The 14,788-nt window shown below is 51.8% G+C and carries 19 protein-coding genes; 7 read left to right on the top strand and 12 right to left on the bottom strand.

What is annotated here, in order from left to right; genetic code table 11:
- Positions 1-120: 120 nt before the first annotated feature.
- Positions 121-348 (bottom strand): hypothetical protein, encoded by a 228-nt coding sequence (locus AAIR21_RS00900; protein WP_014170703.1) that lies wholly within the window; start codon positions 346-348, stop codon positions 121-123.
- A 57-nt stretch (positions 349-405) separates the two neighbouring features.
- Positions 406-600, bottom strand: coding sequence for a cold shock small protein YmcF (gene ymcF, locus AAIR21_RS00895; protein ID WP_044868437.1), 195 nt, complete (start codon positions 598-600; stop codon positions 406-408).
- 125 nt (positions 601-725) lie between these two features.
- On the opposite strand from ymcF, the gene AAIR21_RS00890 reads away from it, so the two are divergent.
- Entirely contained in the window at positions 726-896 is a 171-nt protein-coding gene (locus AAIR21_RS00890; protein ID WP_305961753.1) for a YnfU family zinc-binding protein, read from the top strand.
- Between the two features lie 297 nt (positions 897-1,193).
- On the opposite strand, the gene AAIR21_RS00885 is transcribed toward AAIR21_RS00890, so the two are convergent.
- Positions 1,194-1,412 carry a cold shock domain-containing protein gene (locus tag AAIR21_RS00885; RefSeq protein ID WP_014170702.1) on the bottom strand — a complete coding sequence of 73 codons (219 nt, stop codon included), beginning with the start codon at positions 1,410-1,412 and terminating at the stop codon, positions 1,194-1,196.
- Positions 1,413-1,697: 285 nt separating this feature from the next.
- On the opposite strand from AAIR21_RS00885, the gene cspF reads away from it, so the two are divergent.
- Positions 1,698-1,910: a cold shock-like protein CspF gene (gene cspF / locus AAIR21_RS00880; RefSeq protein WP_025203826.1), complete on the top strand. Its 213-nt coding sequence runs from the start codon at positions 1,698-1,700 to the stop codon at positions 1,908-1,910.
- Between the two features lie 103 nt (positions 1,911-2,013).
- Here cspF and AAIR21_RS00875 read toward each other — a convergent pair whose 3' ends face one another.
- The 5 genes from AAIR21_RS00875 to AAIR21_RS00855 all read right to left on the bottom strand — a co-directional run bounded on the left by AAIR21_RS00875 (position 2,014) and on the right by AAIR21_RS00855 (position 7,021).
- Positions 2,014-2,730: an ABC transporter ATP-binding protein gene (locus AAIR21_RS00875; protein WP_014170701.1), complete on the bottom strand. Its 717-nt coding sequence runs from the start codon at positions 2,728-2,730 to the stop codon at positions 2,014-2,016.
- Positions 2,727-3,602, bottom strand: coding sequence for an ABC transporter ATP-binding protein (locus AAIR21_RS00870; RefSeq protein ID WP_014170700.1), 876 nt, complete (start codon positions 3,600-3,602; stop codon positions 2,727-2,729). The genes AAIR21_RS00875 and AAIR21_RS00870 overlap by 4 nt, the downstream gene beginning before the upstream one ends.
- Positions 3,599-4,873, bottom strand: a complete 1,275-nt coding sequence (gene livM / locus AAIR21_RS00865; RefSeq protein ID WP_020883360.1) for a high-affinity branched-chain amino acid ABC transporter permease LivM — start codon at positions 4,871-4,873, stop codon at positions 3,599-3,601. The genes AAIR21_RS00870 and livM overlap by 4 nt, the downstream gene beginning before the upstream one ends.
- An 11-nt stretch (positions 4,874-4,884) precedes the next feature.
- The gene (locus AAIR21_RS00860) at positions 4,885-5,799 is read right to left on the bottom strand and encodes an ABC transporter permease subunit (protein ID WP_025203827.1); all 915 of its coding nucleotides are present in this window, start codon (positions 5,797-5,799) and stop codon (positions 4,885-4,887) included.
- Positions 5,800-5,899: 100 nt separating this feature from the next.
- Positions 5,900-7,021, bottom strand: coding sequence for a branched-chain amino acid ABC transporter substrate-binding protein (locus tag AAIR21_RS00855; RefSeq protein WP_020883361.1), 1,122 nt, complete (start codon positions 7,019-7,021; stop codon positions 5,900-5,902).
- A gap of 425 nt (positions 7,022-7,446) precedes the next feature.
- On the opposite strand from AAIR21_RS00855, the gene AAIR21_RS00850 reads away from it, so the two are divergent.
- Positions 7,447-8,115 (top strand): YecA family protein, encoded by a 669-nt coding sequence (locus AAIR21_RS00850; protein ID WP_020883362.1) that lies wholly within the window; start codon positions 7,447-7,449, stop codon positions 8,113-8,115.
- Between the two features lie 31 nt (positions 8,116-8,146).
- On the opposite strand, the gene tyrP is transcribed toward AAIR21_RS00850, so the two are convergent.
- The gene (gene tyrP, locus AAIR21_RS00845) at positions 8,147-9,358 is read right to left on the bottom strand and encodes a tyrosine transporter TyrP (RefSeq protein ID WP_059306855.1); all 1,212 of its coding nucleotides are present in this window, start codon (positions 9,356-9,358) and stop codon (positions 8,147-8,149) included.
- Between the two features lie 247 nt (positions 9,359-9,605).
- Between tyrP and AAIR21_RS00840 the strand changes: the two genes are divergently transcribed.
- Positions 9,606-9,947: a hypothetical protein gene (locus AAIR21_RS00840; RefSeq protein WP_059306854.1), complete on the top strand. Its 342-nt coding sequence runs from the start codon at positions 9,606-9,608 to the stop codon at positions 9,945-9,947.
- 52 nt (positions 9,948-9,999) lie between these two features.
- Here AAIR21_RS00840 and ftnA read toward each other — a convergent pair whose 3' ends face one another.
- The 3 genes from ftnA to AAIR21_RS00825 form a co-directional block, all read right to left on the bottom strand.
- A complete protein-coding gene (ftnA, locus tag AAIR21_RS00835; protein ID WP_014170693.1) occupies positions 10,000-10,497 on the bottom strand; it encodes a non-heme ferritin in 498 nt (165 codons plus the stop codon).
- Positions 10,498-10,698: 201 nt separating this feature from the next.
- Complete coding sequence (gene yecR, locus AAIR21_RS00830; protein ID WP_068794752.1) at positions 10,699-11,037, bottom strand: YecR family lipoprotein; 339 nt, start codon at positions 11,035-11,037, stop codon at positions 10,699-10,701.
- A gap of 103 nt (positions 11,038-11,140) precedes the next feature.
- Complete coding sequence (locus tag AAIR21_RS00825; RefSeq protein ID WP_350223473.1) at positions 11,141-13,294, bottom strand: HD domain-containing phosphohydrolase; 2,154 nt, start codon at positions 13,292-13,294, stop codon at positions 11,141-11,143.
- Between the two features lie 247 nt (positions 13,295-13,541).
- Between AAIR21_RS00825 and AAIR21_RS00820 the strand changes: the two genes are divergently transcribed.
- The 3 genes from AAIR21_RS00820 to AAIR21_RS00810 all read left to right on the top strand — a co-directional run bounded on the left by AAIR21_RS00820 (position 13,542) and on the right by AAIR21_RS00810 (position 14,775).
- On the top strand, positions 13,542-14,180 hold the full coding sequence (locus AAIR21_RS00820; RefSeq protein WP_020883367.1) for an RpiB/LacA/LacB family sugar-phosphate isomerase: 639 nt from the start codon (positions 13,542-13,544) through the stop codon (positions 14,178-14,180).
- Positions 14,181-14,330: 150 nt separating this feature from the next.
- Positions 14,331-14,414, top strand: a complete 84-nt coding sequence (gene azuC / locus AAIR21_RS00815) for a stress response protein AzuC (RefSeq protein ID WP_014832437.1) — start codon at positions 14,331-14,333, stop codon at positions 14,412-14,414.
- A gap of 109 nt (positions 14,415-14,523) precedes the next feature.
- Complete coding sequence (locus AAIR21_RS00810; RefSeq protein WP_014170688.1) at positions 14,524-14,775, top strand: DUF2766 family protein; 252 nt, start codon at positions 14,524-14,526, stop codon at positions 14,773-14,775.
- The last annotated feature ends 13 nt before the right edge of the window (positions 14,776-14,788 follow it).

The following is a 14,788-nucleotide window of genomic DNA, read 5'->3' as shown; positions in this document are numbered from 1 at the left end:
TTCATTCCGTATAAGATTTTTAACGCGGGGAGGGTAAACAAAAGATGTTAGCAGCACAAATAAGAAGGGGATTACCCTTAAACAAGGGCATCTACAAGAACAGCAATACATTCAGAGTAATTATAAATATTTCTTAGCCGCATCCAGAATTTCCTGAGAAGTCAGTTCCCTGTCCGACGCCACATAAACCACTTCATGATCGCCGGTCAGAGAAGGAAAACCTGCGGACATTATCTGCAGGTTTATCGCTTCACCATTCGGATATTCCTGCCGTATGGATGTAATACCCTTAAGCACGGTGACAACATTGCTCGGTTTACCATTGAAAAAGACGATGACTTTCTTCATATCTCACCTTGTTGGTCGTTATCTGCTTAAGCACCTTCTCTGTGAAGGCGAGGGGGATCAGGACGGCGCGAAAATTTTTGTCTGGCCGTCAGGTCTGTCTGCGAATGTCATCGTCGATTTGCAGAAAATGCATTTAGCGCCATACGGATTTTTTTCAGACACATCAAAAATCGACGTTCTGTATTGGGAGCCATGACAACATGGGCATCTGAAGTGAATATTTAAGTTGATATCATTTACCTTTTTTAACATTAGCGGTATTTAATTTTCGAAAAAACGTTGCATTTGTACTTTCTTTGGTTTTTGCAATCATTCGGAAATAAAAGCAAGCAATCATCTTCGTGAACGTGTATGGTGACAGTCGTTTAAATCAGGAGATGCCTATGTCAGGACGTAAAAATACACAATTCCGTCGCAATTACTTAGTAAAATGTCCATGTCCAAACTGTTCAAAAGACTCTGAGCATAGTTTCAGCCGTGTACAAAAAGGGGCTCAACTTGTCTGCCCACACTGCAGCACTCTTTTCAAAACCGCTCAAAAATTCTAAAAATGCATTTGCCAGATGATGAATTTGCGTCTTTACAGACGATCTCATTTGGCAAAGCAACATTGAAGAAGTGATGCTTTTGGAGGTTGCCTGACCTCTTACGCACTTTGATATTTTACAAGCAGCTCGCTTCTGCTTTAAGACTCTTCGTGCAGCAGACCTGCACTTCATCACATCGGTCAGCACACTCTTTCTACGAGAAAAATATGCTGACCTGTTGCTCAGAAAAAGCCTTCTAATCCAGGACCCGTCTACTCAGGAAAAATCCATCATCGTGATCGCGGGTCCGTGATAACTTTATCTATCGCAAAGTATTACGCTTGCAGCAGCAGGGCCTTTTTCGCCACTCTGGATAGCAAATTCGACCTTCTGGCCTTCAAAGAGAGTTTTAAAATCATCACCCTGCAGAGCAGAAAAGTGCACAAACACATCTTTGCTACCATCGACAGGAGAGATAAAACCGAAACCTTTATCTTCGTTAAACCACTTAACCAAACCTATAATTCTTGAAGACATGCAGACTCCTTGTGAGTATTTGAAATGCTAAGAAACGTATAATATTAAACGTATGGACTCAAAAGGAGGGGATATCAGCGATAGCGCCTGGTTATGAGGACTGCCGGGTAAAATTTTTTACGCTCGTGTGTGGATTAAACCAACGACTTCATTAATGCATGAGGCGGGAGAATTAGCAATTTTTATTTTAGCCTTCCGGAAGGCTCACATAAAAAGTGTCACGCTGCATTAGCTTAAAATTAATTTGTGTGTATAGTTAATGCATGTTTTCTAAGAGGATCTTATTTGTCTCGTAAAATGACAGGAATTGTCAAAAGTTTTGATATGCACAGCGGCAAAGGCCTAATCATCCCTTCAGATGGTCGAAAGGACGTTTTTCTCCACATTTCAGCCTTTAATAACAACGAAAAAGAAACGCTCCTTCCCGGGATTCGCGTTGAGTTCTGTCGTATCAACGGACTCAGCGGACCGATGGCCGCAAATGTCTATCTTTCATAAATAATCAGCGAAGATGTTAATAGCGGTAAATTGAATCAACCGCGTCGCATCGCCTGACATATATTTACAGTTATGCGCGACATGCGTATGACACGCGTATGAATTACACTCCGCCTAAATAGGCTTTTCTTACCTCCTGGTTTCCCAGCAACTCCTCGCCGCTGCCGCTGAGGCGAATTTGCCCGTTGACCATGACGTAGCCACGGTCAGAAAGCTTCAGAGCATGATGCGCATTTTGCTCTACCAGAAAAATGGTCATGCCGTTGCGAGCCAGCTCGCGCAGCGTCTGGAAGATCTGCTTAACCACTATGGGCGCCAGACCCAGGCTGGGTTCATCCAGCAGTAGCAGTTTAGGGCGGCTCATTAGCGCGCGGGCGATGGCAAGCATTTGCTGTTCTCCGCCGGACATGGTCATGGCTCGCTGTTTACGGCGTTCTTTGAGGCGCGGGAACAGCTCAAACATGCTCTGCATATCGTCGGCGGCAAATTGATTGCCGACAGGAATGGTCCCCATCAGCAGGTTCTCTTCAACCGTCATATCCGGAAAAATACGCCGCCCCTCGGGTGCCTGCGCTATGCCGCCGGAGGCCACATAGTGGGTAGATTTATGGCTGATGTCTTCGCCGCAAAACAGGATTTGCCCGTTACGAATACGCGGCTGGCCAAAAATAGACATCAGCAATGTCGATTTACCCGCGCCATTCGCGCCGATAAGCGCCACCGTTTCCCCTTTATGCACTTCGAGGGATACCTGCTTCAGCGCCTGAATCACGCCATAGAACACATCCACCTCGCGAAATGCCAGCAGCGGCTCATTCATAGAGTGACCTCGCTTTCATCGGTGCCCAGATAGGCGGCAATCACCTTTTCGTCATGCTGGATCTGCTCAGGTTTCCCCCGGGCAATCACATCGCCATGGTCGAGCACAATAATGTCGTCCGATATTTCCATCACCATCCCCATGTCGTGCTCAATCAGTAATACCGTTATGCCGTGGTTGTCGCGCAGAAAACGAATAATGTTACTCAGCTTATGTGTCTCTACCGGGTTCAGCCCGGCGGCGGGTTCATCCAGACAGATCATTTCCGGGCCGGTGCACATGGCCCGCGCGATCTCCAGGCGCCGTTGTTGACCGTACGACATCTCGCCCGCCAGGCGGTTGGCACACTCCACAAGATCGACCACCTCCAGCCAGTAAAAGGCCCTGTCCAGCGCGTCGTTTTCCGCCCGTCGGTACGCTGGCGTATTGAATACGCCAGCCAGCAGGTTGCGATTGACGCGCATGTGCTGGGCCACGAGCAGGTTTTCCACGACCGACATCTCGCGAAAAAGACGAATATTTTGAAAGGTGCGCGCAAGTCCGGCGCGGTTCACCAGGTGAGTGCCGCCGAACATTTTGTAGAACAGGCGTTGCCCAAACTGCGCAGGGTGGATCCAGTCTCCTGGCTGGAATTTTTGCCCGAGGATCTGAATGACGTTGGTCGTCTTATTGCGCGTATTGAAGAAAATATTGCCGCCGGAAGCCTTATAGAAACCGGTCAGGCAGTTGAAGACGGTGGTTTTTCCCGCGCCGTTTGGGCCAATAAGCGCAGTAATTGAACCGCGCTGCACGTCCAGGTTGACGTCGTTTAACGCCTTGATCCCGCCGAAATGCATCATCAGATGTTCAACGCTTAATATCGTTCCGTTCATGGCGCTACGCCCTTACGCACGGCAAACCCGCTGCGGTTAATGCGGATCAACCCGCGTGGACGCCAGATCATCATCACCACCATCAGCATGCCAAACAGTAAAACCCGGTACTCGGCAAAACTGCGCAGCAGCTCCGGCGTCACCGTGAGCACAAACGCCGCCAGCACCACGCCAAGCGTTGAGCCCATACCGCCGAGCACCACAATCGCCAGGATCAGCGCCGATTCAAAAAAGGTAAACGATGTCGGGTTGACAAAGCCCTGATAAGTGGCAAAAAACACCCCGGCGATGCCGGCAGTCGACGCACCCAGCGTAAAGGCCGAGAGCTTGACCAGCACATGATTTAATCCCATTGAGCGACAGGCGATTTCATCCTCCCGCAGGGCTTCCCATGCCCGACCAATAGGCATCCGCGTCAGACGATGCTTGATATACAGCACCAGCATCACCACCAGGAACAGGACCGTGTAGATAAAGATAAACTTCATGTTCGGGTTGTAGGTCAGATGGAAAAATTCGTGAAAGGGCACGCCTCCTTCTTTGGCACGGCGGCCAAACTCCAGTCCGAAAAAGGTGGGAGGCGGGGCAGAAACGCCGTTCGGGCCGCCGGTGAAGGTCAGCCAGTTGTTGAGGATCAGGCGAATAATCTCCCCAAAGCCAAGCGTGACGATCGCCAGGTAATCCCCGTGCATGCGCAGCACCGGAAAGCCGAGCAGGGCGCCGGCCGCGGCAGCCATAATTGCCGCCAGCGGCAGCATGCTCCAGAATCCTAATCCCAGATACTGATACCCCAGCGCCAGCCCGTAAGCGCCGATGGCATAAAAAGCGACATAACCGAGATCCAGAAGCCCGGCCAGCCCGACCACAATATTTAGCCCGAGACCGAGAAGCACGTAGATAAGCCCAAGAATGGCGACGGTGAGAACGTACTTGGTGGCAACAAAGGGAAAGCAGATCGCAAGGGCGATAATCAGCGGGATTATCCAGCGCATGCGGCTTTTGTATTCCGGCGGTCGGACATAAACCCCCGCGCTGTCGGCTTCAAAACGTGCCTGGAAACGTGCACCCGGAGCGGTACCTAAAAAAGCGCTCAGCAGAAAACGGCCCAGCATCACGATGCCGACTATCCATGCGAGCCGCTGTCCGGCGAAATTAAAGCTGTATCCATCCAACACCACGCCAGCAATCGGGCCAAAAATTATTAACGCAATCAGCCCGGAAAAAATGGCGTCCAGAATGCAGCGCTTAAGCGAAAAGCCGTGAGAGGTCATCGTATTCTCCTTCACACTTTGGCGACAATCGGGCGGCCAAGCAGACCCTGAGGACGAAAAATCAGGATCAAGACCAGCAAGCCAAACGAGAACACATCTTTATAATCTGAGTTCACCATGCCGGAAAATTGCGCCTCGGCGACGCCCAGAATCAACCCGCCGAGCATCGCACCGGGCAGGGAGCCAATCCCGCCGAGCACCGCTGCGGTAAACGCCTTGATGCCAATGACAAATCCGACGTAGAAATCGAAGGTGCCGTAATTCATGGTGATGAGCACACCCGCCAGGCCGGCCATCGCCGCGCCAATCACAAAGACCAGCGAAATGATTCTGTCGGTGTTAATGCCCAGAATGGAGGCCATTTTGCGGTCCTGCTGCACCGCACGGCACATCCGTCCAAGCCGGGTATTGTTGATTATCCATGTCAGCAACAGCATGCCGGCGAACGAGGCAACCAGAATAAACACTTTGGTGTAGGTTATCTGAACGAACCCCTCACCGATATGCAGGCGAAGTACGCCATCCAGCATCGTGGGCACCCCTTGCTGACGCGGCCCCTGGCTCAGCTGCGCGTAGTTTTGCAAAATCAGTGACATCCCGATGGCGGAGATAAGCGGTGCCAGACGGGTGGAGTTGCGTAGCGGCTTATAGGCAATGCGCTCGATAGTCCAGCCGTAAACACCGGTCACCACAATCGTGAAGATCAGCGTACCGAGGATAAGCAACGGGAACGACTGCAGGCCGAAGAAAGAGAGCAGCGCCAGGCCAATGGCGCAGAGGTAGGCGGAGATCATATACACTTCGCCGTGGGCGAAATTAATCATACCAATGATGCCATACACCATGGTGTAGCCGATGGCGATTAATCCATACACGGAGCCCAGCGTTAAGCCATTTATTAACTGTTGCAGGAAGAATGTACTCATCATAGCGCGCTCGTTATTTTAAGCTGCGCGGCACGCGCAGCCTGATGTTTATTACGCGCCGACAGGCGAACCTGCCGGCGTTGAGCGTGACTCCGTCCCGTTACTGAACTTCCTTATATTTTCCGTTATCGTCCCACTGATACACCACGTAGTCAGACACTTTCAGATCGCCTTTGCTGTCCCAGGCTTTTTTGCCCATAACCGTGTCGACGGCATTGGCTTTCAGCCATTCGCTGGCTTTGGCCGAGTCTTTACCGCCCGTGGCCTTGAAGGCCGCGGCAATGGCCTGAACGGAGGCATAAGAGTAGAGGGTGTAACCTTCAGGCTCGAATTTACCGGCGCGGAATTTCTCAATGACCGCTTTCCCATCCGGGATCAGACGCGGGTCCTTACCAAAGGTCATATAAATACCCTTGGTATATTGTGGTCCACCCGCCGCGGTCACCATCTCTTCGTTGACGATACAGTCGCCGGAGAAGAATTTCGCCTGCACGCCCTGTTCACGCATCTGGCGAACCAGCGGGCCGGCTTCAGGGTGACAACCGCCGAAGAACACCACATCCGGCTTTTGCGCGCCGATTTTTGTCACCAGCGCGTTAAAGTCTTTCTCACCACGGGATAAGCCCTCATACATCACATCCTGAACCCCGCGCTTCGCCAGCGCAGCTTTGGTGGCGTCTGCCAGCCCCTGACCGTAGGTGTCTTTGTCATGGATGATGACCACACGTTTGGCTTTCAGCTTATCGATAATGAAATCGCTGGCGACCTGGCCCTGCTGGTCATCGCGACCACACATGCGGAACATATCGGTCATGCCTCGTTCGGTAATGAGGGGGTTGGTCGAGCCGGGGGTAATGGCAAGGATCCCCGCGTCGCTGTACACCTCGGAGGCGGGCATTGTGGAAGAGGAGCAGAAATGGCCGACCACCGCGTTGACTTTATCCTGGTCGACCAGACGGTTGGCGACGGCCACGGCTTGTTTCGGCTCGCAGGCATCATCCCCCTGAACCAGCTTAATCTTCTCGCCGTTAATGCCGCCTGCGGCGTTAATGTCTTCAGCGGCCTGCGTTGCACCGTGCCAGTACTGATCGCCATAGGTGGCGTTTGGGCCGGTAAACGGCCCGGCCACACCAATGACAATATCTGCATGCGCAGAAAATGCCGTCACCAGACAACCGGCCAGCACGAGAGAAAGGGGAGTTCTGATAAATTTCAGCGACATTATTATGTTCCTTAGCAAAGAGGTTTTTGCACCACGGCGTAAACCCGGACGCCGACGGCGCAGCCAATCCAAAAACACGAGCAAGAACAAAATGCACTAAACGAACAAGATCCAGACAACGCCTGCGTAATACGGCGAGGTTTCCCTGCGCAGGTTCGCGCGAAGAACATTAAGCAAAATCGTTGCCAGAATGGTTAACCCATTGAGCGGGTTGTGACATGTTTGAGTATAGAGTGCGGTGATATGGCACCTTGTGGGACGCGATGAAATTACAGCGGAGATCACATATCGTTAACAACAAAGCCCATAAGTTGTGCAATGGTCACGATTTGCACGTTTTTGCAGCAATAAAGACCTAAACTTCAGATAGGAAAGCCGTGAGATATGTGTCAGGATCTTTTCCTTTTTTATCAGGAGTGTCAGCGATGACTGAAGGCCCATTGAATGAAAGCGAAATGGCGTGGCTGGAAGAGACATTAATGTCTTACGGTCATGACGATGCGTCCGTGATTGACGTGTCTGAACTGGACGGCATGCTTACCGCAGTCCTTTCCGGCCCTGTTGTCGTTGAGCCAGATACCTGGCTGGTGGCGGTGTGGGGTGGCGAGAAATACATTCCGCGCTGGAAAAACGATCGTGAAATGCACCGTTTTATCGATCTCTGCTTTAAGCATATGAACGACATTGCTGAGCGCCTGAGCGAATACCCGGATCAGTTTGAGCCGATGTTTGGTTACAACGATGTCGACGGCGAGAGCTATACCGTTGTTGAAGAGTGGTGTTATGGCTATATGCGCGGTGTGGCGCTGACGGACTGGTCAGCCTTACCGGAAGCGCTGAAGGCCGATCTTGATGCGATTGCGCTGCACGGTACAGACGAGAACAGCGAGAAGCTGGATGAGCTGAGCGAAGACGAATATAAAGCCAGCATTGAGAGCATTCAGCCTGCGGCTCTGCGTTTGTACAATTACTGGGTGGACAACCCACAGCAGCCGGAAGCAAAAAAACCGATTGTTAACGGCACAAAGGTCGGGCGTAACGATCCGTGTCCGTGCGGCAGCGGTAAGAAGTTTAAGAGCTGCTGTTTGCACTAATAAAAAGGGGCTGATTTCAGCCCCTTTTTTGTTAACCCACTTCCGGTAGCATCCCTGCGGCTATCAAGCACTGCACCAGAATAATCATCACTCCGCAGGCAAACACCATGCACAGCAGCGGTTTGCCGCCCATTACGCGGTACCCTTGCTGAGGATGCTGCTGGCGGCTCTTCCAGGCCAGCAGGGAAGGGAGCAGCAGGGCCAGCACGGATAACGCCACACCTGCATACCCCAGCGCCATCACGAACCCACGCGGGTAAAACAGCGCGAACGCGAGAGGAGGCAGGAAGGTGACTGCCCCTGTCTGTAAGCGTCCTGCGGCAGTATTACGACGCTGGAACAGATCGGCCAGGTAATCAAACAGGCCGAGCGCCACGCCCAGAAATGAGGTGGCCAGCGCCAGGTCGGCAAACAGATGGACCGCCAGCTCAACGTGCGGGGAGGTGACAACCTCGCGCAGTGCCAGCAGAAAACCGTTCAGGCCAGCGTGTTCCGCCATCAGCCCGGTAAAGGTCGACGCGTCAATGCTCCCCAGCGTCACCAGTTGCCAGAAAATATAGGCAATCAGCGGGATGGCGCTCCCCACCATAAAGACGCGGCGTAGCTTACGGATATCGCCGTTCATATAGCTCACGATGCTGGGCACGCTGCCATGGAAGCCAAACGAGGTGAAAATAACCGGGATCGCGGACAGCGCCAGCCCTTTTTCCAGCGGCAGCGTCAGGAGATTGACCTTGTGAACATGCGGTACCAGCAGAACCAGCATCACAATCAGGAACAGTATTTTGGCGCTGAACAGAAAACGGTTAAACAGATCGACCAGCGAAGTCCCCACACAGACCACACCCCCGCCAATAAGCGCAAAGAAGATAACGCCCGTTGAAGGCGTGATGTCAGCGTCGAACCAGTCGTTAACGCTGGAGGCGATTAACTCTCCGGCGCCGCTGATATAGGCCGCGGTCAGGGCGTACATCAGGAACATCATGCTAAAGCCGGTTATCCACTGGCCATAGCGTCCCAGGTAGCGTGCCGCAAGAGAACCCAGGCCGGTATCCGCGGGCACATGCTGATAAACCTCAAGCAAGAGCAGGGCGGTGTAGCACATCAACGCCCAGAGTGTGCCAAGGAGCAGCAGTGTCATTCCAAATCCAACGCCTGCGGCAGCCAGAGGCATCGCCAGCATTCCTGCGCCAATCGTCGTTCCGGCGACGATAAAAATACTTCCCAGGGTTCTGTTTTTCACGCATTCCTCTACAACGATTCGTAATCGCGACAAATTCTGCGGCGCAGAGTAAGGGAAAAGCCCCGCTTCGTCAAATGACCGTTACAGTAGGTGTAATGAATTATTTACGATATTTTTCGACTTTAAGTAATCTCCCCGCACCTGCCCCTTTGGGAGGGGATATCTACTTCGTAAGGGCACTATTTTTGCCGAAAAATCAGGCGTAATTTAAACAATAACTATAAGTTTTCAAATAAAGTGAGGGCAGATGGCGGGAAATAATCCCTTTACCGCGGCGTGGAGCCGGGGCGGTAATTTACTGTGCCATGGTCACTGGATAATCAGCTGGCAGAACCAGGCCCTGCAGCTTCCTGAATCGCGTCTTGAAAAGGATATGGGCACCTGGGCCATTTATTCGATCATCGATCCTGAGGACGACACCTTTGCGCAGGGGCTAAAAGAAGATGAGTGGATCATCGAAAACGTAGACTGGCTGACAGATGTTTTTTTTGACGCCGGTATTCCGCTGGAGACGGCTAACTACCGGTATTTTTACCAGGCGGTCAATACGCAGGACTGGCGGTGTACAAGCTGTGCGGGGTGTATGTAAATCTGTGCGCGGAGAATAAAAGTGCGGCGCTGAAAACAGCACCGCAGCAATATTATTTCTGTGTATCGAGGGTAGAAAGTTCTTTATCGATAAAGTAAAGACCTTCGCCTGTTTTCCCCACCAGAGACAATTTATCCAGCACGGATTTAAACAGTTTCTCTTCTTCGTGTTGCTCTGCCACGTACCACTGCAGGAAATTAAAGGTCGGATAATCCTGGCCGATCATTGCCGCATGAACCAGTTCGTTAATTTTTTGCGTAATCAGCTGCTCGTGCTCATAGGTCGCACGGAACAGCTCATCAAGCGAATTATACTCGGCAAACGGGGACGCAACGTTATCGATGCGCGGCAGGCTGCCCGTGTCAGTCAGATAATCAAACAGACGCTGCATGTGGGTCATCTCTTCCTGCGCGTGGCGGCGCAGGAAGGCGGCAGCGCCTTCAAAACTGTGGTAGCTGCACCAGGCGCTCATCTGCTGGTAGAGAAGGGATGAAAAAAGCTCAAGGTTCATTTGCGCATTGAGCTTGTCGATCATTTCAGTTTTCAGCATGGTGACGCTCCGGGTTATTAATTCTGGTTCACAATGAGCGACACTATAATTTGTTATTTAATTATTTGCAAAACGTAAAATAATTATTTCTTTATTTAAAATACGAATGGGAATAAAACGCATTGCCGATTTATATTTTATTAATGAGAATTGTTTTTGTTCGTAGTGAAATACACTGCCAGCCAATACTGGCAGCACAGATTAATACCACGGGTTAGTTGCTTTAGGGTTTACGGCAAAGCCCATGCATTTATACTGGATCGTCACGCTCTCATTGAGACACAGAGAGCCGCTGGTCAGGGTGCAGGTTTTAATGGGCTGGCCATAGGCAGAGGCGGTGGCATACCCCATGCTCTGACACGCTTTAGCTGCGGTGCCGTTATTAACATACTCATCGGAATAGGCGTTTTGCAGCATTGCTTGCCCGTAGTCGAGGCGGACGATGCCGTTTGGCGCGTCCAGGGTGCTGACCTCAGCCTGGCGATTAATGTTACAGCCCGCCAGCAGCAGGATCGTACCGGCGACGAAGACTCTTTTCATGGTTCGCTCTGAGTGAGTGGAAATACGTTATCGTACCTGCTGATGTGAGTCGCAATGCGAGGAATAGCCGGGCAATCTGCGCTTTCTCTTTGCGACGGGCCGTTTAGTCGGCCAGGCTGTCAAAAATGGTTTTAAACTTAAGATGATGCAGGCGAAACAGCGCAATAAGCTGCGGGTCAAAATGGCGGCCGTCACCCTCCAGAATGATTTTGCAGGCTTGCTCGTGTGTGAATCCCGGCTTATAGACCCGCTTTTGCCTCAGGGCATCATACACATCGGCCAGCGCCAGAATGCGGGCTTCCAGCGGGATCTGTTCTCCCCGTAGCCCCTGCGGATATCCGCTGCCATCCCATTTTTCATGATGGAAATGGATAATATTCTCCGCAACTGCGCCCAGCTCTAAGCCCTGAATAATCCGCCACCCTTTCACGGTATGAAGTTTCATCTCGGCAAACTCGTCCTGGGTCAGCGGGCCTTGCTTACGCAGAATACGCTCCGGCACGGCAATTTTTCCGACATCGTGAAGTGAGGCAAAATGTTCTATCTCACGGGTCATTTTGCGCGAAAGCCCAAGCTCACGCGCCATTAAGCCGCAATATCGGGCGACGCGCTGAATATGGCTGCCGGTCTCGTCATCGTGCGCGCGGTTTACCTTCTCCAGCGCCTGCACCATATTGCGGTTAACCATCCGGTTCTGGCGTAAATGGCGACGCATCATGATCAGCATACCGATGCTGAACAGGGCCACGATCAGCAAAATCACGCTGATAATCTTCAGCGTGTTTTTAGAAAAATCGGGTAAGTAACTCTGCTCATCCTGACGTTCTATTTGCGTGCGGTATTCTGACAGGCGATGAACCTGAGTCAGCAGATGAAAGAGCGGATGCTGCGGATCCACCCAGGGGCCAATAATAAATTCAGAGCGGGTGACCCCCGCGACTTTCAGCACCCCGCGAAACAGTTCGTTGCCGCGAAGCGTGGACTCCAGCGAACTGAGGTCGCCCAGAATATAGTCAATCTCATCGTTCTCAATCGCGTCGATAAGACCGTCAATGGTTGGCCGGGTCACGATGATCACATCGCTACCAAAACGCTGGCGTAAATAGGCTGCGGCAAACGAACCGTCGATTACGCCGACGCGCTGGCTGCGAATACTCTCTTCGTTCCACAAGAAGGGCTGACTGCTGCGATTGTAATAGGCGTTGTGCCAGGCGATGTCGGGGCCGATACGACCCTGTGCATGCGCACTGTCGCTTCGATCAACGATATCAATCAATCGAACCGCCCACTGCTGTCGCGGAAGACTCGAATAGTGATCGATAAAATTGACCTCAACCTTCATGCCCAGTAAATCGCGCATGTCGTTAATCATATCAATGGCTGTGCCGTGGTAGCCCTTGCTGTCCCGCCAGATAAGCGGGGCAAAATTCTCGTTTTTGGGCAGGTTGATCTGCAGGCGGTTATGCGCGATCCAGGTTCGCTCCTCCTCTGACAGGGTGATACGGCTTAGCAGGTAATTGCGCTTGCTCTCCTCCAGCATCGTGTTGATTTCGCCGTTGCGATACCAGGTGCCAATCAGCGCATTGATTTTATCCCGCAAGGGAAGCAGGTCAGGGCTGAAGGCGAGGACGACAGGAATGCGTAGCTCAGGAAAGGGCCGGGAGACCAGATAATAGCGCTGGGTATTCTCCATCTCCGGAGCGTCATTAATATAGAAATCAGCCTGGTTGTCGCTCAGTAAGCGAAAAGCCTCGTCGCTGGTGGCGACGAGGCGCAGAGAACGAAATTTAAGGTCGGGATAACGTTGTTGCACGCTGTCGAGCGTCGCGTCGTCTTTACGGAACAGCACCCGGGCATGGCTGAGCTGTTCGGCTGTTGTCACCGTCATCGATGGACTGGCGGCCACCACGTCGTTATCAAACAAACGTGCTGAGAGAATTTTGGTTCTGGCTCGCTTCTCCGTGCGCAATACCCCGGCATACACGCCATACTCATTTTGTGCAAAACGCTGGCTAATATCGGCTCCGGAGAGCGGCCGCAGCTGCAGCTGCGTACCCGCCTGTTTATTGATGGCCTTAATCAGTTCAGGATAAAAACCCTGCCACTCTCCTTGCGGTGTGCGCCAGAATTCGAAGTTGTTAGCATCAAAGATCCAGACCGGTACAGGCTCTTCTGCCCGGGCAGGGGGGCAAACAAGCAACAGACCCGTCAACGCGAGTAGAAAGAGGGAGCGAAGCATCCGGCAGCGCTGATTCACAGGTCAACCCCATACGGTTTTAGCGTGTACTTTTGCAGTCTAGCTAACGGGCTGAAGCGGCAACAGGTTTGCTTTAACTTTTTAATGCACGTTTGGCGTACGGTCTCATTCTCGCTAAATTGTGAACCCGTCTTTGTTTTTTAAAACAACCTTTCATTTAATTTGAAAGGTTGTTTGTTTGATAGTAGGGTGAACAGGTAAAGGTATCCATAGCGGGATCTCCCGCCACGCATTCAGGAGAGATGAAATGAAAATTGCACTGATGATGGAAAACAGCCAGGCCGCGAAAAACCCAGTGATACTGAAAGAGTTGAAAACGGTAGCCGATGAAAAAGGGTTCCCGGTTTATAACGTGGGCATGAGCGACGAGAATGACCATCACCTGACCTATATCCATCTGGGGATTATGGCGAGCATTTTACTGAATGCGAAAGCCGTTGATTTTGTTGTGACCGGCTGCGGTACGGGGCAGGGAGCATTGATGTCGCTGAACATCCACCCGGGCGTTATCTGCGGCTATTGCATTGATCCTGCGGATGCGTTCCTGTTTGCTCAGATTAACAACGGTAACGCGCTCTCCCTGCCGTTTGCCAAAGGCTTCGGTTGGGGGGCAGAACTGAACGTTCGGTTTATCTTTGAAAAAGCGTTCACTGGTCGAAATGGTGAAGGTTATCCGCCCGAGCGCAAGGAGCCGCAGGTGCGTAACGCCGGTATTCTGAACCAGGTTAAAGCGGCGGTCGTGAAAGAGAACTATCTGGATACGCTGCGCGCAATCGATCCCGAGCTGGTGAAGACGGCCGTTTCGGGTCAGCGTTTCCAGCAGTGCTTCTTTGAGAATTGCCAGGACAAAGAGATTGAAGCTTTTGTTCGCGGGATCGTAGGCTGACGCTTTCAGGTGCCGTGAGCCCCACTTTTCAGGTTTGGCACGAAGAATAAAATTGTGATGTGCGTCGCAAAAATATTGATTTTTGTGACGATGGTCATATTATAAGCACATTGACGATAAAGTTGTATAACAAGTTAATGGAGCTACCTGATGAAACTTCGCAAAATCCTGAAAAGTATGTGGGCTAACTACTGCAACACTTTTAAAGACGTGCCACCGGGCGCAATGTTCTGATGAAAAAAACCTGCTTCGGCGGGTTTTTTTGTGCCCGTAAGCGACGAGAGGGAGATGAATGGGCCTGCGTTTTGTTACTATGGCGGCCTTTAAATAAGGAGAAAGCCCCATGTCACAAAACCTGAGCGCCGATCAGGAGCTGGTGTCTGACGTTGTCGCCTGTCAGTTAGTTATCAAACAAATCCTTGATGTCCTGGACGTTATTGCGCCGGTTGAAGTGCGCGAGAAGATGTCCACGCAGCTGAAAAATATCGATTTCAACAGCCATCCAGCAGCGGCTGACCCGGTCACGCTTCGCGCTATTCAGAAAGCCATCGCGCTGATTGAACTGCGATTCACGCCGCAGGGCGAGTCTCACTAAAGCCCGCCTGACG

The organism is Enterobacter sp. PTB, assembly GCF_051130085.1.
Taxonomy (GTDB): domain Bacteria; phylum Pseudomonadota; class Gammaproteobacteria; order Enterobacterales; family Enterobacteriaceae; genus Enterobacter; species Enterobacter ludwigii.
This window is presented reverse-complemented; position numbering and strand designations above follow the sequence as displayed.